Origin of the sequence: Arthrobacter globiformis (assembly GCF_030818015.1) — a bacterium.
Classification (GTDB): domain Bacteria; phylum Actinomycetota; class Actinomycetes; order Actinomycetales; family Micrococcaceae; genus Arthrobacter; species Arthrobacter globiformis_C.
On record NZ_JAUSZX010000001.1, the window covers coordinates 3,848,094 to 3,867,132 of the forward strand.

Genomic DNA, 19,039 nt, shown 5'->3' on the forward strand with positions numbered 1-19,039 from the left:
GACCTTCAGGACGCGGATGTGACGAAGCGAACACACCGCCAGGTAGAACGACCTTAAATAGGAACAGGCCGGCATCAGCCGGCCTGTTTCTATTCGGATGCGGAATTCACCGCAGCGTCATCATCACGCGGTTCGTCGCGATGAGGTGACTACCACTTGCCCTTGCGGTTGAAGTCGCGGTGGCCGCCCTCGTTGCCGTGGCGGGGCTTGCGTGCGCCATCACCGTGACCGCCGAAGCGGGAGTCGCTCGACTGACCCCGGTCGCCGCCAAAGCCGCGCTCGGAACGCTCGCTGTACGAGCGGCCGCCGCGGTCAGCGGAGGAACGCTCGCCGTCGTTCTTGCGGAACTCCTTCTTGAAGCCCCCGCCGCCCTTGAAGTTGCCGCCGCGGTCGCCGCCACGGTTGCCCTGGTAGCTGCCACGGTCACCGGAAGGCTTGCGGCCGGAGTCCAGCTCGAGGTGGATCAGCTCGCCGCCGATCCGCGTGCGGGACAGGGCCTTCAGCTGATCGGGGCTCAGGTCGGCCGGGAGCTCCACGAGCGAGTGGTCCGAGCGGATGTCAATGCCGCCGATCTGCGACGACGAAATGCCGCCTTCGTTGGCGATGGCGCCCACGATGGAACCCGGCATGACGCGCTGGCGCCGTCCGACGGCGATCCGGTACGTGGCGTTGCCCTCGGTCAGCGTGCGGGTCGGGCCGCGGGAGCCGAAGCCGTCCTTGGACCGTTCGCGCTTCTGGTACTCCGGAGCAGCAGGCAGTTCCTTGACCAGCAGCGGCTGGCCGCCTTGCGCCATCACAGCCAGTGCCGCAGCGATTTCTGCTGCCGGCACGTTGTGCTCTTCCTCGTAAGACGCGATCAGGTCACGGAATGCCGCCACGTCTTCGGACTCGAGCGTCTCAGTGATGCGCTCGGCGAACTTGCCCAGACGCAGCGTGTTGACGGTCTCAGCGGTGGGCAGGTGCATCTGCTCTACAGGCTGGCGCGTGGCCTTCTCAATGGAACGCAGCAAGTACTTCTCGCGCGGAGTCATGAACAGGATCGCATCGCCGGATCGGCCGGCACGGCCGGTGCGGCCGATGCGGTGCACGTAAGACTCGGTGTCGTGCGGGATGTCGTAGTTGACCACGTGGCTGATGCGCTCGACGTCCAGGCCGCGGGCGGCGACGTCGGTGGCAACCAGGATGTCGATGCGACCTTCCTTGAGCGCGTCAACGGTACGTTCGCGCTGCTGCTGCGGGATGTCGCCGTTGATGGCGGCAGCCTGGAAGCCGCGGGCGCGCAGCTTGTCGGCGAGGTCCTCGGTGGCCATTTTGGTGCGGACGAACGCGATGACGCCGTCGAACTCTTCGACCTCGAGGATGCGGGTCATGGCATCGAGCTTGTGCGGGCCCATAACCTGCAGGTAGCGCTGACGGGTGTTCGCGCCGGTGGTGGTCTTGGACTTCACCGAGATCTCGGCCGGGTTGTTCAGGTACTGCTTGGACATCCGGCGGATCTGGCTCGGCATGGTGGCGGAGAACAGTGCCACCTGGCGGTCCGACGGGGTCTGCTGGAAGATCTGCTCCACGTCTTCGGCGAAGCCCATGCGGAGCATTTCGTCGGCCTCGTCCAGCACCAGGTACTGCAGTTCGGAGAGATCCAGGGAGCCCTTGGCAATGTGGTCGATCACTCGGCCGGGAGTACCGACGACAACCTGTGCACCGCGGCGCAGGCCGGCGAGCTGGGGGCCGTAGGCGGAGCCGCCGTAGACGGGGAGGACGGTGAAGTCATCGATGTGCTTGGCGTACGAGGTGAAGGCCTCGGCAACCTGGAGCGCGAGCTCGCGGGTTGGGGCGAGAACCAGGGCCTGCGTCTTGCGGGACGGGCCGTTGAGGTCGTGGAGCTCGGCCAGGCGGGACAGTGCCGGTACTGCGAATGCTGCAGTCTTACCGGTGCCGGTCTGGGCGAGGCCCACGACGTCGCGGCCTTCAAGCAGCAGCGGGATGGTTGCTGCCTGGATCGGGGAAGGCTTTTCGTAGCCGACGTCCTGCAGGGCGGCCAGCACGCGGCCGTCGATGCCGAGATCGGCGAACTTCACGCCTTCTTCATCGTCTTCATCGGCCTTGGCAGCGGGGGCCTCAGCGGCGGGGGCTGCGGCCTCGGCGGGCTCGGCTGCAGGAGCGTCGGCGGGGGCTGCGGCCACGGCGGGCTCGGCTGCAGGGACAGCAGCCTCGGTGAATTCAACGTTGGCGGTTTCGGCGGCAGCCGTCTCGTTGGCGTTGTCGTGATTTTCGGGCATAGGTAAATATTCCTCATCCATAGGGGGCCAGGCGGCACAACCCGAGGTGAGCGGAGCCGCAGTACATGTGCCGTGGGCGCCGGGCATACATTGACCGGCCGGTCACGTAGAAGTCCGGCGCTTTCGCAATCCCGTGGCAGGACTTCGCACTGCATCTCTTGGCTGCTATCCCAGCAGTCTGTACAGCGTTTTCTTCAGCCGGCTCTCCCTATGAAAATGCCCGCATCACATTTGCGGGCCCCAACACTTGCCAGTCCTGCCTCAAGAATTGGGCAGGAATAAGGGATTTCCGGAGTGGGGGATGTTTCAAGTGTAAAGCATGCCGCCGCCCGCAAGCTAACCGGGGCTGCGGCAGGGGCGGTGACCTTGCGCACACGCGGCAATTCTGCACCGGTTTCTGCGTCCGGGCGCGCCCTGCCCGGTCGCCAAATCAGGGGCACCCCCGGTGCAGGCTGCCTATAGCGGCGCAGAAATGGGGGACTCGCGGCCGCACTACACACGGGCTGCTAGCGGCCCAAGCGGTGGAGCATCTTCTCAAATCGCTCGTGGTACTCCGGCTGCAGGCGGATTTCGCCGTCGGCCTCGGCGTCGCGCAAGGCCTCGATGGCATCGACGTCGGGCTCGCTGAACCAGCGGCCGATGGTCACGCCATGCTTGGGCACGAAGAGGCGGTGGATGTGGTCGCCTGCCTGCACTGTGCCGGTCTTGATGACACGCAGGTAGGCGCCCACCCGGCCCGCCTCCGTGAAGCGCTTGACCCACTGAGTCTCCCCCATGCGCCGCTGGAAGGTTGCGCAGGGCACGCGCGGGGAGGTGACCTCAACCTCGACGTCCAAGCCGATCCGCCAGCGTTCGCCAATTACGGCACCGGTGGTCTCGATCCCTGCCACGCGCAGGTTCTCACCGAAGATCCCGGGCGGCAGTTCGCGCTGCAGTTCACCGATCCAGTAGTCGGCGTCGGTCTGGGAATAGGCGTACAGTGCCTGGTCCTCTCCCCCGTGGTGGATGCGGCTGGCCTGGATGTCACCGTGCAGGCCCAGCTTGTGCACCTTCACGGGCCCATCCACGGGGCGCTTGTCGATGGCGGTAACGCCGACGCTTCCTTCGTCCGGAAGGAGCTGGTGGACCCGGCAAACGGCAAGAAGAGTGGCTGTGTGCATGGCATTAGTCTAGGTTCTCGGCCTGACCAGCGCCTTTGGTGTTTCCGCCCGGGTTGTTTTCCGATAATTTATTCACCTCGCGACCGTCCCAGCCACTAGGCTTGCTGGAGTATTTCACTGGCAGTCGGGCAGCTGCTTCATCGGCAGTGACCGGCACAGGTAGGCAACAGCATGGAGCAGCAAGGGGAAACCATGGACCCGGAGAAAGACCCGCGCAAGGACGCTGACGGGGACCGGGGCGATGGCGCGCCTGGCGGCGGTCCGGCCAAGCCGCCGCCCTGGCAGGTGCCCAAACCGGAACTCCACCCCGAGCTGCTGACCCCCGGCACGCCGGGAGAGGAAGGCCGGGGAAAGCCAGGCAGCGGAAAGCCCCACACGGAAACCCCGGGCAAGGCAACCCCGGGAGAAGGAAACCAGAAGCAAACAGGCTTCCCCCAGCCCAGCCCCGTCTTCGATCCGTTCGCGCGTGACCGCGAGCGCGATGCGGCAGCTCGGAAGAAGCGGTCGCAGCGCCGCACGGTAGTGGTGGGCCTCGGCGTCACAGCGCTTCTGGCCGGCACCATCACGGCGATCGTGGCCAGCAACGAGCAGGACCCCGACTACGCCCAGGTCTGCTTCAACGAGGAAACCGGCGAGCGCGTCGAGGACACCCAGTGCAACAGCTCGGCCGGGCGCGGCGGGGCCTTGTATGCCTGGTACTTCTATGCGCGCGGGGCCAGCGTTCCGGGCATCGGCCAGAACAGGACGGCCTATCCGAACTTCACCAGGACGGTGCCGCAGGGGGCCAAGACGTCCACGGGCTACAGCAGCAAAGGCGGCACGGTCAGCAGGGGCGGCTTCGGCAGCAGCTCCAAAGGCGGAAGCACGGGAGGCTAGGCGTGAAGCGGTTACTCTCGGAGCCCCGGCCGGACTGGAAGCAGAAGATTGAAGAACAGGGCCTGGTGTTTTCCACCACCACCCTGCCCGGCGGCAAGAAGATCGAGTACTGGAACGAGGCGGCCTACTACGAATTCACCATGGACGAGGTGGAGGCGCTGGAGGTCACCGCCGAGGACATGCACAGGATGTGTTTGGAGGCCGCGAAGTTCCTGGCCACGGGTGCGATGGGCCCCATCGGCATCGGCCCTCAGGCGCTGGAACTGGCCGCCGAGTCGCTGCAGGCCGGGGACCAGGACATCTACGGCCGCTTTGACTTCATCTATGACGGCCAGGGCGGTGCCGCCAAGATGCTCGAGTACAACGCGGACACTCCCACCGGCCTCATCGAGGCGGCAGTGGCCCAGTGGTTCTGGCTGCAGGACGTCTTCCCGGAGAAGGACCAGTGGAACGGGATCCACGAGGCACTGATCCGGCAGTGGAAGAAGCTCCAGTACCGCACGGGGATGAGCACCCTGCACGTGGCCCACTCCGAGGCCGAGGAGTCAGGCGAGGACTGGATGACGGCCGCCTATATGCGGGACGTGGCCAGCCAGGCCGGGTGGACCACCATCGGCATCAACATGTCGGACATCGGCTGGGACCCCAACCTGAACCGCTTCGTGGACATGGACAACTTCATGATCAGCACCATCTTCAAGCTCTACCCCTGGGAGCTGATGATGAAGGAGCCATTCGGCCACCGCCTGCTGCAGCGCTCGCACAATCCCCGCTGGGTGGAGCCGGCCTGGAAAATGCTGCTGTCCAACAAGGCGCTCCTAGCGGCCCTGTGGCACCTCTACCCGAACCACCCGAACCTGCTCCCGGCCTATCTCAATGATCCGGGGCCGCTGCGGGAGTGGGTGGCCAAGCCGCTGCACGGCCGCGAAGGCGACAACATCCGGATCCACGCGGAGGGCATCAGCCTGGAGAAGCCGGGCGGATACGGCCGCGAGGGCTGGTGTTACCAGCAGTACCATTCCCTCCCCGACTTCGACGGCAACCATCCGGTTCTGGGCCTGTGGGTGGTGGACGGCGAATCGGTGGGCTGCGGCATCCGCGAATCCGACGGGCCGGTCACCGACTATTTCTGCCGCTTCGTCCCGAACACCATTGACGCGCCGGCGCCGCTGAGCGTCCAGGCGGCCCAGGCCAACGCGAACAAGGCAGGTATTGCGCTATGAGAACAGGTACCCAATGAGAACCCGAACGACGACGGCGGCCGGCGGCGCCGGGGGCCAGCCCGGCAGTGCCGTCCCCGGCAAAGGACTCCGCGCCGGGATCCTGGACCTTGGCGACTCCGTGATGCTGGGCCTCGCCTCCACCGCCCCGGTGTACTCCCTGGCCGCGACGCTGGGCCTGATCGTGGCCGTCAACGGGAACTACACCCCGCTGATCCTGGTCCTGGGCTTCATTCCCGTGCTGTTCATCGCCTACGCGTTCCGCGAGCTCAACAGCGCCATGCCGGACTGCGGCACCACCTTCATCTGGGCCCGCCGCGCCTTCGGCCCGTGGGCGGGATGGCTGGGCGGCTGGGGCGTGGCCCTGGCCGGCGTCGTGGTCCTGGCGAACCTGGCGCAGGTGGCAGGCCAGTACCTCTGGCTCCTCGTCGGCGACGGGTCCCTGGCGGGGAACAAGGCGGTGGTGACCGCCACCGGCGTCGTTTTCATCGCCTTCATGACCCTCGTCAACTACCGCGGGATCCGGCTGGGTGAGCACGTCCAGCGGACCCTGACCTACGTCCAGTACATCTCACTGGGCATCTTCGCCGTGGCCATCATTGCCAGGATCGCGGGCCTCACCGGCGGGGCGCCGGCGGGCCAGCCCTTCGACGTTGAATGGTTCAACGCGGCCGGGGCGTTCGCCGATCCCGGCGCGGTGGTCCACGGCATCCTGCTGGCCCTGTTCATCTACTGGGGCTGGGACACGTGCCTGGCGGTGAACGAGGAGACCGAGAATCCGGCCACCACCCCGGGCCGCGGGGCGGTGATCTCCGCATTCGTGCTGGTTGCCATCTATGTCTCGGTGGCGCTGCTGGTGATGATGTACGCGTCCGTGGGGACGGAAGGAATCGGGCTGGCCAACGCCGACAACCAGGACGACGTGTTCCTGGCGATGAAGGACGTGGTGCTGGGTCCGTGGGGCTGGCTGATTGTCGTGGCGGTGCTGGCATCCGTGCTGTCCTCCACCCAGACCACCATCCTTCCCACCGCCCGCGGCACCCTGTCCATGGGCGTGCACCGGGCACTGCCGCCGAAGTTCGGGGAAGTCCACGAGCGGAACCAGACCCCCGGCTTCTCCACCCAGGTGATGGGCGCCGCGGCCATCGTGTACTACGTGGCCATGAGCTTCCTCAGCGAGAACCTGCTGTCCGATTCCATCAGTTCCATCAGCCTGTTCATCGCCTTCTACTACGCCCTCACCGGTTTTGCCTGCGCCTGGTACTTCCGGGACACCCTGCGTGAGTCCGCGCGCAACCTGTGGTTCCGCGGAATCCTTCCGCTGCTCGGGGCGCTGCTGCTGACCGCGGCGTTCTTCGTCTCGGCGGCGCAGATGTGGGATCCGGCCTACGGGAACACGCAGATCTTCGGCGTCGGCGGGGCCTTTGTCAGCGGCGTGGTGCTGCTGGCCCTGGGCGTGGTGCTGGCCGCGGTCTGCCGGTTCCTGCCGTCAACCCGCGAGTACTTCCTGGGCGGAACGAGGGTTCCTGCGGACCGGTGAGAAGCGGCCGGTAGACCGCGGCGCGGGACGGCCAATGTCGCGGTACGGGATCACTGGGCACGTAGGATGCTGCAATGAGCAATGACGCCCTTGATCCTGCGGAGGCTTCGGCCGAGTACGGTCTCCCGGACCCTTCGGATGTCCTGGCCCTGGATTCCCTGCTGACCCCCGATGAGCTGGCCCTGCGGCAGCGGATCCGGGACTTCACCGACCAGCAGATCCGCCCAGACATCGCCGACTGGTACGAGCAGGGCGTCTTCCCTCTGCACCTGCCCGCGCAGCTGGGTGAGCTGGGCGTCCTGGGCATGCATTTGGAGGGCTACGGCTGCCCCGGCCGGTCCGCCGTCGAGTACGGTCTGGCTGCCATGGAGCTGGAGGCCGGCGACTCCGGAATCCGCACGTTCGTCTCGGTCCAGGGGTCACTGGCGATGAGCGCCATCCACAAATGGGGCTCGGAGGACCAGAAACAGGAGTGGCTCCCCCGGATGGCCGCCGGCGAGGTGATCGGCTGTTTCGCGCTGACCGAGCCGACGGCGGGCTCGGACCCGTCGTCGATGACCACCGCCGCACGGCAGGACGGGACCGGCGAGGACGCCGGCTGGGTCCTGGACGGCGCGAAGCGCTGGATCGGGCTCGCCTCCGTCGCCGACGTCCTGGTGGTCTGGGCAAGGACCGACGACGGCGTCCGCGGCTTTCTCGTGCCTGCCGGCACGGCGGGCGTCACCGCCACGCCGATCGGGCGGAAACTGTCCATGCGCGCGTCGATCCAGTGCGATGTGACGTTCGACGGCGTCCGGCTGGGTCCGGAGGCGCTGCTGCCGGGTGCCCGGGGACTGAGCGGCCCGTTCAGCTGCCTCAACGAAGCACGGTACGGCATCGCGTGGGGTGCCATGGGCGCGGCCCGTGATTCCTATGAGGCGGCGCTGCAGTATTCGCTGGAGCGCCTGCAGTTCGGGAAGCCGCTGGCCGGCTACCAGCTGACGCAGGAGAAGCTCGTCAACATGCTGATCGAGGTCCAGAAGGGCACCATGCTCGCCCTGCACCTGGGCCGGCTCAAGGACTCCGGCCGGCTCCGCCCGGAGCAGATCTCGCTGGCCAAGCTGAACAACGTCCGCGAGGCGATCAAGGTGGCGCGGGAAGCCCGGACCATCCTGGGCGGCAACGGCATCACGCTCGACTATGCGCCCCTGCGGCACGCCGCCAACCTCGAGTCGGTGCGGACTTACGAAGGAACGGACGAGGTGCACACCCTGATCCTCGGCCAGCACATCACCGGCCTGCCGGCGTTCCGGTGAGCCCAACGTTCAGCTCTCGCCGGGCCGCATTGCCGGAGCATACTGGGCACATGGCCGACGCTGACGATTTCCTGGCCTTGGGAAGGACCGGGGAACATCGAGTGGACAGGAGTGCCGGTGCCTGGTTCTTGAGTGGCGCTGAGCGGGGGAATGCGGCCGCCGACGTGCACGCGGGCGGTGCCGAATCGCCGTCCTGGTCGGAGGGCAACCTCGTGCGGCCCCTGATTCATGGGGCGGCCTACTTCGCCCGGCTGCATGAGGAGCTGTCGGCCCTGCATGCGGGAGACCGTGTGTGGTTCACCGACTGGCGTGGCGATTCCGACGAGCGGCTGACGGCGGACGGACCGACCATCGGTGAGTTGTTGACGCGGTTAGCCCGAGCGGGAGTGGAAGTGCGCGGCCTGATTTGGCGATCCCACGGGGAGCGCGTGTCGGCCCCGATGAGTGGCCGGTCCAACGAGCTCCTCAGCCGCCAGATCAACGACGCGGGCGGGGAGGTGCTGTTGGATCAGCGCGTGCGCCTCTTCGGCTGCCATCACCAAAAATTGGTCGTCATCCGCCGGCGTGACGACCCCTCGCGGGACGTCGCATTCGTGGGCGGGATCGACCTTTCCCACAGCCGTCGGGACGATGCCGATCACGCGGGGGACCCGCAGGCGGTGGCCATGGATTCCCGGTACGGGAAACGACCACCATGGCACGATGCCGCGCTCGAACTGCGTGGCCCGGTTGTGGCAGATGTGCTGGCATTATTCGCCGAACGGTGGAATGACCCCCATCCCCTGGACCGCCGCACACCCTACCGGATGCTGCTGCAACGCCTGGCCGATATGCCACGGCACCCCGAACCGCTCCCCGCCACTGCGCCGCCCCCACCGCCTGCGGGACCGCACGCCGTGCAGCTGCTGCGCACCTACGGCATGAAGCATCCGCCGTTCCCGTTCGCACCTAATGGTGAGCGGAGCATTGCCCGGGCCTACACGAAAGCCTTCGCCCGGGCCCGCTCACTGATCTACATCGAGGACCAGTACCTGTGGTCGGCAGAGGTCGCAGCCGGAATCGCAGCGGCCCTCGAACGCAACCCCGAGTTGAACGTGATCGCCGTCGTCCCCCGCTACCCGGACTCTGACGGTATTCTCGCAGGGCCACCCAAGCGGGTCGGGCAAATGCGCGCGATCAGCATGATGCGCCGAGTTGCACCCGACAGAGTTGGGGTGTTTGACCTGGAAAACAGCGCCGGGACTCCGATCTATGTCCATGCCAAGATCTGCATCATCGACGACATCTGGTTCACCTGCGGATCGGACAACTTCAACCGTCGATCCTGGACCACTGACAGCGAGCTCACCTGCGCCGTGATCGACACCACTGCCAGTCACTGGGAACCGCCCGGCGCAGACTCGGGCCCCGGCGCTTCCCGACCATTGGCCTACGGGCTGCGGCTCCAACTCTGGGCTGAACACCTGGGTCTGGACCAGAATGACCCTCAGCTAGGCGCCCCGGCGGCCGGGCTCAAACTGTGGAACGCCGCCGCCGATGCCCTGGACCATTGGCACAAAACCGGCCGCCGCTCGCCACGTCCCAAGGGACATGTGCGGCACCACATTCCAGAACCCGTGCCGCCCCTTCAGCGTCTCTGGGCGGACGCTGCAAACCGCCTTGTAGTGGACCCGGACGGCCGCCCCCGCCGGATGCGCGGCACTACCCCGTTCTAGGTACTAGAAGCAGCGCTGCCCCTCAGCGGCTCTGCCGCCAAAAGCGTTAAGCAGAAAACCCGCCGTCGGCCTTAATGAGCTGCCCTGACACCCAGCGACCTGCCGGGGACAGCAGGAAAGCCACCGTTCCCGCCACGTCGGCGGGGGTGCCCAGCCTGCCGCCGGGCTGGTGCAAGGCCAGCCGTTCGCGGGTCTCGTCATCCATCCAGCCGGTGTCCACGGGTCCGGGATTCAGCACATTGGCGCTGATGCCCAGCGGTCCGAGCTCACGGGCTGCGGCGATCACGATCCGGTCGAGCGCCCCCTTGGACGCACCGTACGGAAGGTTGAACGCTGTGTGGTCACTGGTCAGCGCGACGATCGCGCCGCCGTCGCCCGTTGCCTGCTGCGCGAAGGCGCGGATCAGCTGCCAGCTGGCCCGGGTGTTCACGGCGAAATGGCGCTCAAAGCTTTCGAGGGTGGTGTCCAGAAGGCCCGAGTCGACGGATTCGGCGTGGCTGAGCACCATCCCGTGGAGCGTTCCTGCCTGCGCGGCCACCTCTGCCATTAGCCGGTCCACGGCACCCGGGTCCTGAAAGTTGGCGGGCAGCGCCACCACCTTGGAGCCGATGGCCTCCAGTTCGGCGGTGAGCCGGCCGACGTCGTCCGGCCGGATTCCCCAGGGCATGCGGGCGTCGTAGTCCTGCCAGTAGGTCAGCACCAGGTCCCAGCCGTCGGTGGCCAGGTGTCGGGCGATCCCCGCCCCGATTCCGGCGAGCCGGCCGACTCCGGTGACCAGTGCGCTGCTCATTCCGCCAGCTCCGCCACGGCATCGCGCCGGAGGACAACGAGCCAGCACACCATGATGGCAAGCGCGCAGAACACCCCGGCGCTGGACGCCATGATCCACGGCACCGGCGTCTGAAGGTCAAGGTTTTCGGCGCCCAGGGCTGTGCCGATGGTCTTCGGCGAGAACAGGAACACCACCGCGGACACGCCCAGGACGGCGCCCATTCCCCATCGCAAGAGCCGGTGCCGCTGCGGAGTTTCGCGCAGCGTCCAGGCGAACGCCGGAAGCACTGCCGCCATCCAGACCCAGTGGTGCGACCAAGAGACGGGGCTGACCAGCAGCATGGTGAGGGCGGTGGCGGAAATGGCCACCACCCTGGAGCCCTGGCTGCTGGCGGTCCTGATGACGGCCGCGCCCAGACCCACAACGAGCACGCTCAGGAGCAGCCAGGGCACGTTCACGGCGTCCGCCGGAACCCCGAAGTGCAGCAAGGCGCCCTTGATGGAGAGATTGTCCACGTAACCGGCGCCGCCGATCCGGGACGTGTCGGGAAGTATCTCCAGCCAGAAGCTGAGGGATTCGGCCGGGCGGAGCACCCAGCCGAGCAGCACGGTGAAGGCAAAGCCGGCGCCCATGTTCAGCAGTCCGCGCCAGTCCTTGCGCACCAGGAAATACAGGCCGAAGGCCAGGGGCGTGAGCTTGATGCCGGCCGCCACTCCCACCAGGAAGCCGCTACCGGGAACGCCGTTCCGCCAGTGCGGGCTGCGGGACAGCAGGTCCGCCGCCATCAGCCCGAGCAGCAGGATGTTGATCTGACCGAAGACCAGGGTTTCACGCCATGGCCCCAGATTCAGGACAGCCAGGAAAAGCACAACGGCACCGAGCCGGTTGAGCGCGGACCGGAAGGTCAGGGTGGCAAAGGTGCTGCGCCAGCCGGGCTTGCTGTTCCAGTAGCGGACTCCGAGTGCGGCCACCCAAGCCGCCACAGCCACGCCGGCGGCGTTGAACAGCAGCAGAGCGGTGGTCTGCGGCAGTTTGGCGAGCAGGCTGAAGAGCAGCGCTGCGAACGGCGGGTAAGTGAAGGGCAATTCCGGCCCGCCTGCCCAATTCACCGTGGGTTGGTAGAGGCCCGACGTCGCCAGGCCGGCGTCGTTGAGGATCCTGCCGCCGTACCAGTAGACGCTGAAGTCCAGGCCCTTGTCGCCCCAGGCGTCCAGCCGGGACGCGACGAAGACGGCGGCGGCGAGCACGGCCAGAAGGACAACCAGTTCGAGGCCGGCGAGGGCGGGCCAGCGGCCGCGGAGCCGCAGGCCCCAAGCCAGCCGCGGTTCCGCTGACTGATCGGGCCGGCCGGCGGGTCTTTCATCCATTGTTCGGGCAGTAAGCAGTGCCATTCAGTGTTCCCCGCTGTCGTCCGGCAATGTGCGCCTCCGGGACGCGTAGCGCGTTCTGCCGCAAGAGCCGCGCCCGAGGGCGCCCCGCTCAGTCTACTGAAGCAACTGCCACCGCTACGGGCTTGCGTCGTCCGGCGTCTTTGCGGATGGTGGCGCTGATGACGGCGGCGATGGTGCACATCGCGGCGGCTCCCAGCCAGGCATACGTGTAGTGGCCGGTGGCGTCCCGGATGGCCCCGGCGGCCAGGGCGGCTGCGGCGGCGCCCAGCTGGTGCGCCGCGAACACCCAGCCGAACACCACGCTGCCGTCGGCGCCGAACACCTGGCGGCAGATCGCGGCGGTGGGCGGAACCGTGGCCACCCAGTCGAGGCCGTAGATCACGACGAACACGATCATGCTGGGCTGGACCGACGAGCCCAGCAACAGTGGGAGCACCAGGAGCCCGATCCCGCGGAACTGGTAGTACACGGCCAGCAGGATCCGCGGGTTGAACCGGTCGGTCAGCCAGCCGGAGGCGATGGTGCCCAGGATGTCGAAGATCCCGACGACGGCGAGCAGGCCGGCGGCGGTGGTTTCGGGCATGCCGTGGTCGTGGGCCGACGGGATGAAGTGGGTGCCGATCAGCCCGTTCGTCGTGGCGCCGCAGATGGCGAACCCGGCGGCGAGCGCCCAAAACGTGCGGTTCCTGCTGGCACGCCTGAACACCTGCAGTGCCCGGACGGCGGCGTTGCGGCGGGGTTCCGCCGCCGCCTCGTCGGCGGCGTTCCCGCGGTCGGTGTTCCCGCCGCCGGTCCCGTTCGCGGCCCCGGCAGGGGCCACAGCCGTCGTTCCTTCGCCCGCACCGGACGGTTCCTCGGCGCCGTAAGGCAACGCCCCGACGTCGGCCGGTGAGTTTTTCAGGAACTTCAGCACCAGCGGAACCACGGCCAGCGCGCCGGCGGCGATGAGCAGCGAGGCCTGGCGCCAGCCCGGATCCTGGGCGAGCATCGCGATGAACGGCAGGAAGACCAGCTGCCCGGCGGCGCTGCCGGCCGTCAGGATGCCGATCACCAGGCCCCGGCTCTTGGTGAACCAGGTGTTGGCGATAGTGGCCGCGAACACCAGGGCCATGGAACCGGTGCCCAGTCCGATAAGCAGGCCCCAAGTGAGGAGGATCTGCCAGGACTGGTTGACGAGCACAGTCAGGGCGCTGCCGGCGCCGATCAGCCCGAGGGCGACGGCGGTGACGGCCCGGATGCCGAACCGTTCCATGAGGGCCGCGGCGAACGGAGCCGTCAGCCCGAACAGCACGAGGTTGATGCTTACAGCGGACGACAGCACCGTGGTGGACCAGCCAAACTCCTGCTGCAGCGGAACCATCAGAACACCGGGCGCGGCACGGAACCCGGCGGCACCCACGAGCGCCAGGAACGCCACCGCCGCCACGGCCCATGCCGGATGCAGGCGCCGCCGTTTCTTCGGCCCCTCTTCCGGGGTTTTCGCCCCCTGCTCTGGGGTTCTTGTACTCGTATCGTCCTCTAAGCCTTCAGGGCGCGAAATCTGTACAAAAACTCCGGTGTCCTCGGGTGTGGTCATGCGGCTGTTCCTTCGTCTCCGCCGCCTTGAACGCGGTTGGTCGGTTTGTCGGGTCGCTGTCGGGCAGTTGCCAGCGGGAGCGGTGCGCTGCTCCGGGTCAGGCTGTGCCAGCGGGTGTTCTCCGCGGTGAGCCGTTCACCGCATTCCGTGCAGGTGTCAGCCGACGCCGTGCGCTGCCCGCAGGTGGCGTGGACGACGTACATATGGGCCAGCTCCGACGGCGCCTGCAAATGCTTTTCGGACCAGATGACGACTGCGTTGAGCACCGGCAGGGCGTCCTCGCCTTTTGCGGTGAGGACGTATTCCTGGCGGGTGCGGCCGCCGTCGTCGTAGGGCTGTTTTGCCAGCAGGCCGGACTCCACCAGGAAGGCAAGCCGCCGGGTGAGGACCGAGTCAGCCACCTGGAGGCGCGTTTTCATCGCGTCGAAGCGGCCGTTGCCGAAGAAGACCTCGCGGAGGACCAGCATGCCCCAAGGGTCACCGAAAATGTCCAGGCCGCGGGCCATGCTGCAGTTGCGCTGGGACCAGTCGGAGCGGAGAGCCATGTTGCGACCATAGCTGACTTTCTTGAAGAAAGCTAGGCGCTCTGGAGACGGATCCCTGTACGTGAGGGCCGGTACGCGGCGGCCCAGTACACCAGGAGGGCCACGCCGCACAGCACACCCAGGCTGGAGACCATCAGCGGCCACTGCGTCCGCGGGTTCACGCCCCACACCTCGGCCCCGGCGGCCATCGCGAGGTCCTTGGGCGCAAGGTAGAAGGCCACGGCGGAGGCCGCCACCACCAGCCAGCCGGCCAGCCGCATCAGGCCCGTCCGGGAGGGAACGCGGTGCATGGCGAAGGCCATGGACGGCAGTGCCACCGCGATCCATACCCAGTGATGGGACCACGAGACCGGGCTGACCAGGAGCATGAGCACCGCTGTCGCGGACACCGCCACGAAGTTTTCCTCAACGGCCACCGCCCACCGGATCACCAGCGCAGTGAGTGCGGCCAGGGCGAGCGCGAGCACCAGCCAGAGCAGGCTGGTGAATCCCGAGTCCGGCAGTCCGAGGTGGAGCAGCAGCCCCTTCAGGGACAGGTTGTCCACGTACCCCGGATCGCCGATACGCCCGGTGTTGGGCAGGATTTTGGTCCAGAACGTCACGGACGCCTGCGGCAGGGCGGCCCAGGCCACGGCGATGGAGCCGAGGAAACCGGCCGCCATCCAGCCCAGGGCCTTGAAGTCGCGGCGCACCAGGAAGTAGAGGCCAAACGCGAGCGGTGTCAGCTTGATGCCGGCAGCGACCCCGATCAGAAGGCCGGCAGGCCAGCGGATCTCACCCGCCCGGGATTTTCCGTGCAGCGCGAAGTCGGCCAGGATCAGGCCCATCAGGATGATGTTGATCTGCCCGAACACGAAGGTGTCCCGCCACGGCCCCAGCAGCACGATGGCCCCGGTCCCGGCTAGCGCCACGGTCCGGAACCGCCAGTCCGCAAAAGCGTCGCGCCAGCGGGTCAGCCCGAAGTAGTGCCGGCCAAGCCAGGCGGAAACCACCGCGGCCCCGCCCAGCGCGGCCCAGATGAAGAGCTGCCCGCTTTGGCCCAGGCTCATACTGGCCAGGCCGGCGAACAGCAGCGCGGCAAACGGCGGATAGGTGAACGGCAGCCCGTCCCGGGGCGCGTACAGCTCGCTGATGCCGGCCTCGCCGGACTGCAGCACCTTGGTGCCGCCGTAGTAGTAGACCTCGAAGTCGTTCATGACCGGGGCATACTCGGCGTACAGCCACATCAAAGCGAGGACGACGGCGGCAGCACCGCCGGCCGTCGCCAGCCAGCCGAGGACGGCCCGGCGGGCTTTACCCGGACTCCCGGTTTCCTGCCGGGCGCCGGCGCCTTCCTGCGTCTGCGGGGAGGCCGTCACTGGATGTGCGTGAAGGCTTGCTCAAGGTCGGCGATGAGGTCCTCGACGTCCTCGATGCCGCAGGAGAGCCGGATCAGGTTCACGGGGACGGCCAGTTCGGTGCCCTTGACCGAGGCGTGGGTCATCTCGGAGGGGTAGTTCATCAGCGATTCGATGCCGCCGAGCGATTCCGCCAGGGTGAAGACCGACGTCGATTCGGCCACCTTGCGTGCAGCGGCCTCGCCGCCCTTGAACTGCACCGAGATCATGCCGCCAAACTTCTTCATCTGCTTCTTGGCCAGCTCGTGGCCGGGGTGCGAGGGCAGGCCCGGGTACAGGACCGCTTCCACCTCGGGGCGTTCCAGGAGCCATTCGGCCACGGCCTGGGCGTTGTCGCTGTGCCGGTCCATGCGCACGCCCAGGGTCTTGAGCCCGCGCGTGGTGAGGAAGGCGTCCATCGGGCCGGAAACGGCGCCAACGGCGAACTGCACAAAGCCGATCTTCTCGGCCAGGCCGGCGTCATTGACCACGATCGCACCGCCCACCACGTCGGAGTGGCCGCCGATGTACTTGGTGGTGGAGTGGACCACGACGTCGGCACCCAGGTCGAGCGGGGTCTGCAGGTAGGGCGACGCGAAGGTGTTGTCGACGATCAGGAGGGCCCCGGCGTCGTGCGCCACCTTGGCGAGTGCCGCGATGTCCGTGATCTTCATCATCGGGTTGGACGGTGTCTCCACCCAGACGAAGCGGGTCTTGTTGGCGGCAACCGCAGCCTGAACGGCATCGAGATCCGACATGTCCACGGGGGTGTTGCCGATCCCCCACTCGCCCAGCACGCGGCTGATCAGCCGGTAAGTTCCGCCGTAGGCGTCGTTGCCGAGAACGATGTGGTCCCCGGGCCGCATCAGGGCGCGGATGAGCGAGTCCTCGGCCGCGAGTCCCGAGCTGAAGGAGTAGGCGTGGGTGCCGCCCTCGAGCGCCGCGAGCTGTTCCTGCAGGGCGTCACGGGTCGGGTTGCCGCCGCGGCCGTATTCGTAGCCGTCCCGCAGCCCGCCGATGCCGTCCTGGGCATATGTCGAGCTGAAGTGCAGGGGCGGAACAACGGCGCCGGTCCGTGGCTCGAAAGCCTGGCCGGCGTGCACGGCGCGGGTGTTGAATCCTTGGTTCTCAGAGACAGACATAAGTTTCCTTTCGGCTTGAAACCGCTGATCGAGCGTGTCGGGATCCAGCTTCCGACAGGCTCAACCACCGGGTCAGTTGCTGAGGTAGGCGAGGAGGTCGTGGCGGGTCAGGATGCCTATGGGAGCGCCAACGAACGTCACCATCACAGTGTCGACGTCGGAGAGCAGTTCGCGGGCTGCCGAGATCGTTTCGAGCGAGCCGATCACCGGCAGCTTCTCCCCCATGTGCTCGGCGATCTTGTCCGTCAGCTTGGCCTCGCCGCGGAACAGCTTGGCGGTCAGGGTCCGTTCGTCCACGGCGCCGAGCACTTCGCCCATCACCACGGGCGGTTCCTGCGAGAGGACCGGGATGTGGCTGACGCCGAACTCGTTCATGATGTTGATGACGTCGCGGACGGTTTCGTTCGGATGGATATGCACCAGGTCCGGCAGTTCGCCCGTCTTGGACTTGATGACTTCGCCCACGGAGGTCTCCTCGCCGCCGGAAAGGAAGCCGTAGGAGCGCATCCACTGGTCGTTGAAGATCTTGGCGAGGTAGCCGCGGCCGGAGTCGGGCAGGATCACCACCACCACTGCGTCCTCGGGGAGGTCCCGCGCGGTCCGCAGGGCTGCCACCACGGCCATTCCCGAGGAGCCGCCCACCAGCAGGCCCTCCTCGCGGGCAAGCCGCCGGGTCATCGCGAAGGAATCGGCGTCGCTCACCGCGAGGACGTGGTCCGGGACCGACTTGTCGTAGTTGGCGGGCCACATGTCCTCGCCTACGCCCTCCACGAAGTAGGGTCGCCCGGTGCCGCCTGAGTAGACAGAGCCTTCGGGATCGGCCCCGATGATCCTGACCCGGCCGCCGTCGGACTCCGGACGGTCCGCCGACACCTCCTTAAGGTAGCGGCCGGTGCCAGTGATGGTGCCGCCGGTGCCGGCGCCGATGACGCAGTGCGTCACCTTGCCGTCGGTGTCCCGCCAGATCTCGGGGCCGGTGGTCTCATAGTGACTCAGCGGCGCCGCGGGGTTGGAGAACTGGTCCGGCTTGTACGCGCCGGGGATCTCGGTGACCAGGCGGTCGGACACGCCGTAGTAGCTCTGCGGGCTGTCAGGTTCGACGGCGGTGGGCGTCACCACCACTTCCGCGCCGTAGGCCTCCAAGACGGCGCGTTTGTCCTCGCCCACCTTGTCCGGTACCACGAAGATGCACTTGTAGCCCTTTTGCTGCGCCACCAGGGCAAGGCCCACGCCGGTGTTCCCGGAGGTGGGCTCGATGATGGTGCCACCGGGCTTGAGCTTGCCGTCGCGCTCGGCTTCCTCGACCATCTTCGCCGCGATGCGGTCCTTGATGGATCCGCCGGGGTTCACGTATTCCAGCTTCACGAGGACGGTGGCCTTGATGCCCTCGGTGACGTGGTTGAGCTTGATGAGCGGGGTGTTGCCGATGAGGTCCAGGACAGACTGGGCGTACTTCATGGGTACCAACTTACCGTCTTGGACCGAGGGACCTGCGCGGGCACGCGCCGTCCCGGCGGCCATGCCTAGCCAAGGACCGAGCCGGCAGGGCAAGCCGGCTACGGCACCCGGGACCGGGCGCCGCATCAGTGTCGTTGAAAGGAACCGTGCCTTGGACTGGACCCTCTAAGTGGTTGTGCTGCGAGGGGTAGCCCGGGCCGGCGTCCGGCGGGCCGCGCCTGGGTCTGCCGGCAGCGGCCTCAGTCGGCCGGGCTGGACTCAGCCGACCGAGCTGGACTCAGCCGGAAGCACCGCCGGAATCAGCGGGGAGGTTCTCCCAGAGCCCCAGGATGTTGCCCTCGGTGTCCTTGAAGTACGCGTAGTGGCCCATGCCCGGGATGGTGTCCTTGGGCTTCACTACGGAACCGCCCAGCTGCTCTACCGTCCGCAGGGTGGCATCAATGTCTTCTACGTCCACGGTGATGACGGGCGTGGTCAGCTCCCCTTCCCGGGCCATCATGCCGCCGTTGATGGCGCCCGGCTCCGTGGGCCTGCCCGTCTTCTCGTCCATCGGCGTGGTGATCACCACGTTGTAGTCCATCTCCGGCATGGGGTCGATCCGCCAGCCGAGGGCCTGATTGTAGAAGTTTCTCGCCCGGTCCTGGTCGTCCGCGGGGATTTCAAAATGCACCACTCCACCCATTGCGATCACCTA

Annotated in this window: 15 protein-coding genes; 5 read left to right on the forward strand and 10 right to left on the reverse strand. The window is 67.4% G+C overall.

Annotated features, from left to right (window positions below; translation table 11 throughout):
* Nucleotides 1–149 precede the first annotated feature (149 nt).
* Both QFZ23_RS18070 and QFZ23_RS18075 read right to left on the reverse strand, forming a co-directional pair.
* On the reverse strand, nt 150–2,279 hold the full coding sequence (locus QFZ23_RS18070; protein ID WP_306924999.1) for a DEAD/DEAH box helicase: 2,130 nt from the start codon (nt 2,277–2,279) through the stop codon (nt 150–152).
* A gap of 506 nt (nt 2,280–2,785) precedes the next feature.
* On the reverse strand, nt 2,786–3,439 hold the full coding sequence (locus QFZ23_RS18075; RefSeq protein WP_306925001.1) for an MOSC domain-containing protein: 654 nt from the start codon (nt 3,437–3,439) through the stop codon (nt 2,786–2,788).
* A gap of 192 nt (nt 3,440–3,631) precedes the next feature.
* Here QFZ23_RS18075 and QFZ23_RS18080 point away from each other — a divergent pair, with 192 nt between their 5' ends.
* The 5 genes from QFZ23_RS18080 to QFZ23_RS18100 all read left to right on the forward strand — a co-directional run bounded on the left by QFZ23_RS18080 (nt 3,632) and on the right by QFZ23_RS18100 (nt 10,085).
* A complete protein-coding gene (locus tag QFZ23_RS18080; protein ID WP_306925003.1) occupies nt 3,632–4,315 on the forward strand; it encodes a Tat pathway signal protein in 684 nt (227 codons plus the stop codon).
* Between the two features lie 2 nt (nt 4,316–4,317).
* Entirely contained in the window at nt 4,318–5,538 is a 1,221-nt protein-coding gene (locus tag QFZ23_RS18085; RefSeq protein WP_306925005.1) for a glutathionylspermidine synthase family protein, read from the forward strand.
* A gap of 13 nt (nt 5,539–5,551) precedes the next feature.
* Nucleotides 5,552–7,075 carry an APC family permease gene (locus QFZ23_RS18090; RefSeq protein ID WP_306925006.1) on the forward strand — a complete coding sequence of 508 codons (1,524 nt, stop codon included), beginning with the start codon at nt 5,552–5,554 and terminating at the stop codon, nt 7,073–7,075.
* Between the two features lie 74 nt (nt 7,076–7,149).
* Entirely contained in the window at nt 7,150–8,370 is a 1,221-nt protein-coding gene (locus QFZ23_RS18095) for an acyl-CoA dehydrogenase family protein (protein ID WP_306925008.1), read from the forward strand.
* A 50-nt stretch (nt 8,371–8,420) separates the two neighbouring features.
* On the forward strand, nt 8,421–10,085 hold the full coding sequence (locus tag QFZ23_RS18100) for a phospholipase D family protein (protein ID WP_306925010.1): 1,665 nt from the start codon (nt 8,421–8,423) through the stop codon (nt 10,083–10,085).
* A gap of 46 nt (nt 10,086–10,131) precedes the next feature.
* On the opposite strand, the gene QFZ23_RS18105 is transcribed toward QFZ23_RS18100, so the two are convergent.
* The 8 genes from QFZ23_RS18105 to QFZ23_RS18140 all read right to left on the reverse strand — a co-directional run bounded on the left by QFZ23_RS18105 (nt 10,132) and on the right by QFZ23_RS18140 (nt 19,027).
* On the reverse strand, nt 10,132–10,875 hold the full coding sequence (locus QFZ23_RS18105; protein ID WP_306925012.1) for an SDR family oxidoreductase: 744 nt from the start codon (nt 10,873–10,875) through the stop codon (nt 10,132–10,134).
* Complete coding sequence (locus QFZ23_RS18110; protein WP_306925014.1) at nt 10,872–12,224, reverse strand: glycosyltransferase 87 family protein; 1,353 nt, start codon at nt 12,222–12,224, stop codon at nt 10,872–10,874. Before QFZ23_RS18110 ends, QFZ23_RS18105 begins: the two co-directional genes overlap by 4 nt.
* Before the next feature lie 112 nt (nt 12,225–12,336).
* Nucleotides 12,337–13,824 carry an MFS transporter gene (locus tag QFZ23_RS18115; RefSeq protein WP_306925016.1) on the reverse strand — a complete coding sequence of 496 codons (1,488 nt, stop codon included), beginning with the start codon at nt 13,822–13,824 and terminating at the stop codon, nt 12,337–12,339.
* Nucleotides 13,821–14,369 carry a winged helix-turn-helix transcriptional regulator gene (locus QFZ23_RS18120; RefSeq protein WP_306925019.1) on the reverse strand — a complete coding sequence of 183 codons (549 nt, stop codon included), beginning with the start codon at nt 14,367–14,369 and terminating at the stop codon, nt 13,821–13,823. Before QFZ23_RS18120 ends, QFZ23_RS18115 begins: the two co-directional genes overlap by 4 nt.
* Before the next feature lie 32 nt (nt 14,370–14,401).
* On the reverse strand, nt 14,402–15,727 hold the full coding sequence (locus QFZ23_RS18125; RefSeq protein ID WP_306925021.1) for a glycosyltransferase 87 family protein: 1,326 nt from the start codon (nt 15,725–15,727) through the stop codon (nt 14,402–14,404).
* Complete coding sequence (locus QFZ23_RS18130; protein WP_306925023.1) at nt 15,724–16,887, reverse strand: cystathionine gamma-synthase; 1,164 nt, start codon at nt 16,885–16,887, stop codon at nt 15,724–15,726. Before QFZ23_RS18130 ends, QFZ23_RS18125 begins: the two co-directional genes overlap by 4 nt.
* A gap of 72 nt (nt 16,888–16,959) precedes the next feature.
* The gene (locus QFZ23_RS18135; RefSeq protein WP_306925024.1) at nt 16,960–18,345 is read right to left on the reverse strand and encodes a cystathionine beta-synthase; all 1,386 of its coding nucleotides are present in this window, start codon (nt 18,343–18,345) and stop codon (nt 16,960–16,962) included.
* Between the two features lie 277 nt (nt 18,346–18,622).
* Nucleotides 18,623–19,027: a VOC family protein gene (locus QFZ23_RS18140; RefSeq protein WP_306925026.1), complete on the reverse strand. Its 405-nt coding sequence runs from the start codon at nt 19,025–19,027 to the stop codon at nt 18,623–18,625.
* Nucleotides 19,028–19,039 lie beyond the last annotated feature (12 nt).